Source organism: Bradyrhizobium sp. LeoA1Lang, assembly GCF_055413685.1.
The window spans coordinates 1-7,403 of sequence record NZ_JBVAPG010000261.1 but is presented as its reverse complement, the minus strand read 5'-3'; the positions used below and the strand labels follow the sequence as shown (position 1 = coordinate 7,403).

Annotated in this window: 5 protein-coding genes and 2 pseudogenes; 3 read left to right on the top strand and 4 right to left on the bottom strand. The window is 65.5% G+C overall.

The genetic code is table 11. The features are described 5' to 3' along the window. Positions 1-128: 128 nt before the first annotated feature. The 3 genes and pseudogenes from ACZYOF_RS41040 to ACZYOF_RS41030 all read left to right on the top strand — a co-directional run. A pseudogene (locus tag ACZYOF_RS41040) lies at positions 129-497 on the top strand (tyrosine-type recombinase/integrase); the annotation flags it as partial. A 9-nt stretch (positions 498-506) separates the two neighbouring features. Further along, positions 507-1,682, top strand: a complete 1,176-nt coding sequence (locus ACZYOF_RS41035) for an IS91 family transposase (protein ID WP_463719311.1) — start codon at positions 507-509, stop codon at positions 1,680-1,682. A 618-nt stretch (positions 1,683-2,300) separates the two neighbouring features. Continuing rightward, on the top strand, positions 2,301-2,798 hold the full coding sequence (locus ACZYOF_RS41030) for a transposase (protein WP_463719312.1): 498 nt from the start codon (positions 2,301-2,303) through the stop codon (positions 2,796-2,798). On the opposite strand, the pseudogene ACZYOF_RS41025 reads toward ACZYOF_RS41030, so the two are convergent. From ACZYOF_RS41025 to traA, 4 genes and pseudogenes are all read right to left on the bottom strand, one after another. Next, positions 2,768-2,980 (bottom strand): annotated as a pseudogene (locus ACZYOF_RS41025) (conjugal transfer protein TraH); the annotation flags it as partial. The gene ACZYOF_RS41030 and the pseudogene ACZYOF_RS41025 overlap by 31 nt on opposite strands. Positions 2,981-2,991: 11 nt before the next feature. Next, a complete protein-coding gene (locus ACZYOF_RS41020) occupies positions 2,992-4,158 on the bottom strand; it encodes a conjugal transfer protein TraB (RefSeq protein WP_463719310.1) in 1,167 nt (388 codons plus the stop codon). Next, the gene (gene traF, locus ACZYOF_RS41015; protein WP_463719309.1) at positions 4,148-4,681 is read right to left on the bottom strand and encodes a conjugative transfer signal peptidase TraF; all 534 of its coding nucleotides are present in this window, start codon (positions 4,679-4,681) and stop codon (positions 4,148-4,150) included. Before traF ends, ACZYOF_RS41020 begins: the two co-directional genes overlap by 11 nt. Beyond that, positions 4,678-7,403, bottom strand: a 2,726-nt coding sequence (traA, locus tag ACZYOF_RS41010) for a Ti-type conjugative transfer relaxase TraA (RefSeq protein ID WP_463719308.1), incomplete at its 5' end; no start/stop codon positions are given. The genes traA and traF, both read right to left, overlap by 4 nt.

Genomic DNA, 7,403 nt, shown 5'->3' with positions numbered 1-7,403 from the left:
TTGACAGAGCTTGCTGCCCGGCCACTGTTAGCCACCATGGGATCGACACCAATGTCCGGCTGATAAAACAAACGACTGCAATTCACCCTTCACAGAAGTCTCTTACACAAAATATCTGACATTCCCACCGTTACGTCATGCTCTCGCCGCAGCTTCTGAAGATTCTCAGGGCCTATTGGCGGCTAACCCGACCGACACGCTGGCTATTTCCCGGCCGCGACAGTGAGCGGCCGCTTGATGCGACCGTGCTGCACGCGGCCTGCCGCTCGGCCCACATCGCAGCCGGTCTGAACAAGCGCGTGACGGTGCACACGCTACGGCACAGTTTTGCGACCCATCTTCTGGAGAACGGCGCCGACATTCGTGTCATCCAGGTGCTGCTCGGCCATGCCAGCCTGCAAAGCACGGCACGCTACGCCCAGGTTGCGACCAAAACGATCAGCCAGACCCCGAGTCCGCTTGACCGGCTGCGATTGGAGATCGTTCCACCCGGCTGATCGGGCATCATGGGTCCGGCTTTGGAGGTGGCGGACATCTTCCGCCGCCACGGCGAAGCTTTTCGACAGGCGTATGCCGGTCATCTCGGTCGCGTCGAGCGGCGCGTGATGGGCGCCATCACCGCGTGCCGGACAGCAGCGCTCGGCGGCCATGTCGAGCAATGCGACGACTGCGGTGCGACACGCATCGCCTACAACTCCTGTCGTAATCGGCATTGCCCGAAGTGCCAGGGCGCGGCACGCGCGCAATGGCTCGCCGAACGGCAAGCCGACCTCCTTCCCGTACCGTATTTCCACGTCGTCTTCACCTTGCCAGCCCCAGCCGGAGAGATCGCCTTCCAGAACAAGGTCGTCGTCTATGCCATCCTGTTCCGCTGCGCCGCCGAGACGCTCGCCACCATCGCGGCCGACCCCAAGCACCTCGGCGCCCAGCTCGGCGTGACTGCCGTCCTCCATACCTGGGGCCAGACCCTGCAACACCATCCGCATGTCCATTGTGTCGTGCCTGGTGGTGGACCTTCGCCCGACGGCACACGCTGGGTCGCTTGCCGGCCCGGCTTCTTCCTGCCGGTCCGCGTGCTCTCTCGGCTCCGCCGCCTGTTTCTGCAAGAGCTGCAAGCTGCCTTCGCCGCTGGCCAGTTGGGCTTTTTTGGTGATCTCGCCCATCTCGCCGATCCCGCCGCGTTCACCAAGCGGCTTGATCAGCTTCGACGGACCGACTGGGTCGTCTACGCCAAGCCGCCATTCGGCGGGCCCGAACAGGTGCTGGCTTATCTCGGCCGCTATACGCATCGCGTCGCCATCGCCAACAGTCGGCTGATCTCACTAGCCGATGGCAAGGTGAGCTTTTCCTGGAAGGACTATCGGCAAAATCGCAAAGCCAAGGTGATGACGCTTGATGCCGGTGAGTTCATTCGTCGCTTTCTCCTGCACGCCCTGCCGGACGGCTTCCACCGCATCCGCCACTATGGCTTCCTCGCCAATGGCGGACGCAATGATAAAATCGCCCTTTGCCGTCAACTCCTTGCTGTCCGCAACGCTCCGGCTGATCAACAAGCCGGCGGCGATCCCCTCGTCAAATGCGAGATCCCCGCCTGCCCACATTGCGGCGGCACCATGCGGCGCATCGACGTCGTCCCGCGAGCCTGCGCGCGCGACCATCCGTTTCGTTGTGACACGTCATGACCAGCACCTGCACCATCGACCCCTTCCGTGATCACCTTCTCGGTGGCAACGTCCGATGTCGCCGTGGCCGCGTTCGTCACCGAACATCCTGCCAATCGTTCGGCCGCGCATCCCAGCACAGCAAATCGCTCGCGGCATCGCGCCCTTGGCCCGATCAATCGGGCCCCTCACATCCGAGGAACGTCGCGCCGACGCGCGGCGACCACAGGCGCGCCTTCCCCGCAGGCGCACCAGCTGCACTATCGCCATAGCGCCCACAACTCCGCGGCTTCGTTCAATCCGGCTTCTATGAGGTCGCACGCGCCACCGCGCGCGCGGCTGGCCTTTACCCCGCGACCTCACAGAACCCTCAAGATTCCCAGGAGGGCTGATCTCTGATTCAAACTCCATGCTCGAGCACGGGGGCCAGTATGGATGACGCGACCCTATTCGGAAGATATTCGCGAACGAGCTTTGGCGCGCTGACGCGGGCGAGACGGTTCGTTCGATTGCAAAAAGAATCTGAGGCGGGATACCGGGGGCCTGTCGCCATGCAAGATCGGCGGCCACAAGAAGCGGGTTCTGTCAGATGCCAATGCCGATTGGCTGCGCGAGCGCATTCGCTCGGGGCCATTCTCCTTGCGCAAGCTGACACGGGAACTGGCCGCACGCGGGATCAAGACTAACGTGTGGGCGGTGTGGACTTTTGTTCACGCCGAGGGGCTTAGCTTCAAAAAAACGATCCGTCCCACCGAACAAGATCGTCTCGACGTCGCCCGTAAACGGACCCGCTGGAAGGCACATCAAGGCAGGATTGAAGCTTCGCGCCTGGTGTTTATCGACGAGACCTGGATCAAAATCAACATGGCGCCGTTGCGCGGCTGGGGGCCCTGCGGGCAGCGCCTCCAAGCATCTGCACTTTTCGGCCATTGGAAGACCATGACCTTCATCGCGGCGCTGCGTCACGACCGGATCAGCGCCCCCTGGGTCACTGATAGTCCCATCAATGGCGAGTTCTTCACGCTCTATGCCGAGAAGGTACTGGCGCCCACCCTGATAAGGGGCGAGGTCGTCACAATGGTAAGCAGGCCCGCGACGCCATCCGCGCCAAGGGAGCGCATGGCTTGGCCGACGTAACGGCGGACCAATTCCATGGCATCATCTGGCGTCTTGGGCGGTGTCACAAGGATGACGCGGTTTCCAGCGCGGATGGTGACGGCGAGCGGATCGGGCGATCCGACCGCGCTGATGAATTTCTCGACGATCGCAGGCTTCAGACCCGGATCGGCACATTGATGGATGGTGGCGGCATCGATCATGATGAACCCCTTCAGGTGTTGAACGAGAGCACGAGCGGCAGCCCAAACAGGCGCGCCCAGGCTTGGGTGCCCGCTCTTTGAATCGGGAGGATGCCGGTGCCGGTGGTCCACCAATCGTTGCCGATCGCGACAAGCACGTCGGGCGAGTGGAGCATCGACTGCAGGACGGGCCAGACGAGCAACTGCTCGTAACAGATCAGCGGCGCGACGCGCCGGCCGGCGGCCTCCACGACGGGGTTGCCGAAGAAGGTGGCCCTGGCGCCTCCGCCCTGCCCCGTCCATGCGAGCCAGGGCTGCCACATCGAGATTGGTACCGGCATGCGCTCGCCATAGAGCCGGCGCGCGCGACCGGCGCTGATCTCCATCATGGTGTTGTCATAGCCTTGGCGATCGACGATCGCGGCACCGACGATCACCGTGATGTCGGTGCCGCGAAGGCCGTCCATCCAGAAGCCGCTCGTAGTCGGTGTCCACAGCCCGGCCGCACTCTCGGGAAGCACGACAACCCGCGCTCCGGCTGCGCTCGCTTCGCGCACGCTCTGGAGAAGCGCCTGGGATTGCTCAAGGTCCGGGGCCCGGCCGAGCCCGCGCCCAAGCTTGGTATCGAGACCGGCCCATCCGTCTGCTTGGGCCGGCGCGATCCAGTGCGCCGCCGACCAGGCCCAGAAGCCGGCCGCGACGATCGCCGCGGCAGGCCATGCGCCGGTTGTCATGGTGAGCAGCATCACCACAGTTGCCGCCAGTCCCCACCATCCCCATCCGGGAAACAGAACCCCGGCCGCGGTGATCGGCTGCGCCCATCCGACGACCCCGAAAGGCGGCACGCTCATCAAGACCGTCCCGAGCCCAAACCAAAGCGCCCTCCCCCATCCCGGCCGCCTTTGCCACAGCACGGCGTGGACAAGGGCGAAGATCGCCGCCGCGCCGATCCACAAGGCGATGCCGACGCCGAAATCCGTGCCGTAGAAATTGACGACGCCCTGCGGCAGCCCGCGCGATGCCGCAAGGAAATAGGCCGCGCTCACCGCCGCTGAGATCACCCTCGACGGCGCGAACGCCCACAGCGCCGGGAAGGCGCAGGCGAGCGGCAGGGCGAGCGCGTGACCGCACCAGGCAGCAGCCCCGACGGCGGCCGCGGCGACGGCCATCGCCGCGCCGCGCCAGGAGCTATGGGCCAAAGGTGAAGACGGGCCGGGCGAGGCCGAGAATGCCCGATGACGGGATCGGGCCAAAGTAGCGGGAATCATAGGAGCCTGCGAAGTCGGAGTGGAGAAAGAGCTCGCCGGCGGGAATGACGCCGCCGGCAAACGGCGCGAGAGGACGGCCGGCGGCATCGGTGTGCCGGACATCGGAATCGGGGAGCGGACGGCCGTCGATCGAAACCTGATCAGCCACATCGACCTGCTGGCCGCCGATGGCGGCGACGGTCTTGATGAGCGGGCTTAAGCCGCCGGCGCAAAGTCCGCGCCGGATGTAACCGCGCGCGAACGCGCGTTCGAACTCAGCCGTGGCTGGCGGACAGATAAAGACGAGATCGCCGACGGCGGCCTCACGATCCAGCGGCTCGATCCGCCACAGGCCCCGCGGGTAGCTTGGCGTCAGGTTGATGCGCAGTCCGGCGCACCAGCCGGCGCCCGCCACGGCGGCAATGAGGCCGGCGCCAACCGCCAGGATCACAAGAGGGAAACGTCGGATGGTCATTTCAGGGTCTGTTCCTGGCTCTGGGTCAGACGCTGCGCCTCGGCCTGTTTGAGGGCCTGCGCGGTGCGCTCCCCTGCTGCGAGCTGCTGTGCCGCGCGCATGGCGGGCCAGGCTTCTTTCAGCTGCTCGCGCCGCGCCGGATCCATGCCGGCGGCCACCTTCTCGAAGGCCTGCCCCTTCGCTTCGTTGGCCGCGTTCGGCAGGAAGGTGCGATCGCCAAAGCGCTCGGCGACCGCCTTGTTGAAACCGTCGATTTCCGCTTTCACCATTCTGTCCGCGAGTGCGAATTCGAGCGCACTCGGCAGGTCGTTGCGGTCGATGGCATCGCGCACGCGCTCGAGCACGCGACGCGCGTCGCGCGACAGAGCGGGGATGTTGATCGCGACACGCTGTCGGGTCGCGCGTTCCTCGGCTTCATGCTTGTGCTCGGCTTCGGTCCGAAGACGTAAGTAACGCTCGATGTCGCGCTTGAGCGCCGGCACATTGGCCTCCGCGCGCTCGCGCTCCTGTTTGTCAGCCTTGCCCGCCAGCAGACCGATCTTTCCGCGCAGCGCCCCGAAGGATTCCGGGCTCCAGGCGAGACGCGCGAGTGTCGAGCTTGCAGCGGCTGGGTCCTTCAGCATGGCGTCGAAGCTCGCCGCGCGGAACGCGCGCTCGGGATCGGCAAAGACGAGGCGGAAGCGGGTGGACACATCCTCCCACTGTTTCTTGATGGCGGGGTCGGCGAGGATCCTGTCCTCGACCGTGTCGATGACGGATTTGGGGAACGTCGTCACGCCGGCGACCATGGGCTTCGCCTCCTTGTGTGCGGTGCTGATGATGGGTTTGCGGCCATCGACGAGGCCGAGTTTTTCGCCGAGCGCGCGCAGCCGACGGCCGACGTCGGCTAGGCGCTGCTTCTGGCGAACCGTCCAGCGCAGGCGGTCGTTCACGAGTGTGCGCGCCACTTTGACGATGTGCAGTCCGCGGTTCGCGGCAAAGCGCAGCGCGTCGCGATAGAGGCTGCCGCGTTCGTAATCGAGGGTGGTTTCCTTCGCCCGGCGCTGCGACAGGATCGGGGTCAGGCCGCCGGCCTTCTGGAACGAACGCCGGCCGTAGTAGAGCGCCACATCCTCGCGATGACGGGTCAGCGCGACATAGCTCAGGTGCTTGTCCAGGGACAGCGTTGCCAGCACCTTGACCCGGTCGACCGTCGCTCCCTGCGCCTTATGCACGGTCGTCGCATAGCCGTGGTCGATATTGCGATAGAAGCGCTGATCGACCTCGACGCGGCGGCGGCCCTCGCCCTCACCGATCTCGGCGACCAGGCGCGCCGGCTCGGCTTCCACGACCTTGCCGATCATGCCGTTCTTGACGCCGAGCGAGCCCTCATTCTTCAGGAAGACGATCTGGTCGCCCGGCGCAAACCGGCGCTCGCCGTCCTCGGTCCGGAACGCATGTCCCGCTTCGACCAGAGCGCGCTCGACGAGTCTAGCCCGCGCCATTTCGTTCAGCGCACGGACGTCGCGGCGCAGATGCGCGAGAATCAAAGTCGATTTGGATGGATCGTAATCGCGATTCCAATCGGCGATCAGATTGTCGATCGCCTGCGCCTTCAACTCCGAGCCGAACAGACGTCCATGGTGACCATAGGCGGACAGGGCCTGCGCCGTCCGGCCCCGGGCAAGATCGAGCGAGGCGTCGCGCATCCACTGCTGGCGCTGGCGATAGATCGTTTCGAGTTCGGCATAGCCGATGCGCTCGACGATCGCGCGGAACGCCGCCCCCGCTTCGATCGGTTGGAGCTGCTCGGGATCGCCGACCAGGACGAGCTTCGCGCCTGCCTTTGACGCTGTTTCGACGAACAGCGCCATCTGCCGCGACGCGACCATGCCGGCCTCGTCCAGGACAAAAACCGTTCTGTCATTGAGGCCGTCCCGACCGTTCTTCCAACGCAATTCCCAGGAGGCCAGCGTGCGGGATTCGATGCCCGCCTCCTTCTCCAATCCCTCAGCTGCTTTGCCTGCCAAGGCGCCGCCAACCACGCGATAGCCTGCGGCCTCCCACACTTCGCGTGCGGCCCGCATCATCGTGGTCTTGCCCGCCCCAGCACGGCCGACAACCGCCGCGATCCTCTCTCCGGACGCCAGATGCGCGATGGCGGAACGCTGCTCGGCCGAGAGGCTGGTGTGCCCCGCGGACACGGCCGCGATGGCCGGCGGCTTTACCGTGAAATCCGCCCTGCCCGAGAGGTGGACCGCGCGCCGTGCCATCTCCGCTTCGAGCCGGATCAGCTCGCGTGTCGTGTATTTCGCGGGGGCCCGTGCGCCCGTGGCGAACTCGACAGACTCTCTTTCCAGTCGGAGCGCATCGGGGCTTTGCAGCACCCGCGCCATCAAGTGCTGGAAGGTTCCGGCATCGTCGACATAGCGATGCAGCAGCTTGCCGACGTCCCGCTCATCGAACACGCTCTTTTCCCGCGAAATCATGTCGAGCACGATCTCCGGACGGCGCTGGATGCGCCTCAACGTCTCGGCCCGGTTCTCGTCGAAGACACGCAGCCGTTCGAGGTTGGGATCGCGTCCCTCGCGCTCCGCCCGGCGCTGGATGGCCTTAGCCGCGACGCCGATATGGGTGGTCGGCACGACGTCGATCCCGCGCTCGGCGTAGGACCGCCCATCGACCCGTATCTCGTGCCCGTTCAGGGCGAGATGCTGGTTTTGCAGGTCGAGCCAGCCATTGC

Coding starts and splice junctions, on each gene's coding strand:
- ACZYOF_RS41035 (WP_463719311.1), top strand. CDS start 507: ATGGGTCCGGCTTTGGAGGTGGCGGACATCTTCCGCCGCCACGGCGAA.
- traF (WP_463719309.1), bottom strand. CDS start 4,681: ATGACCATCCGACGTTTCCCTCTTGTGATCCTGGCGGTTGGCGCCGGC.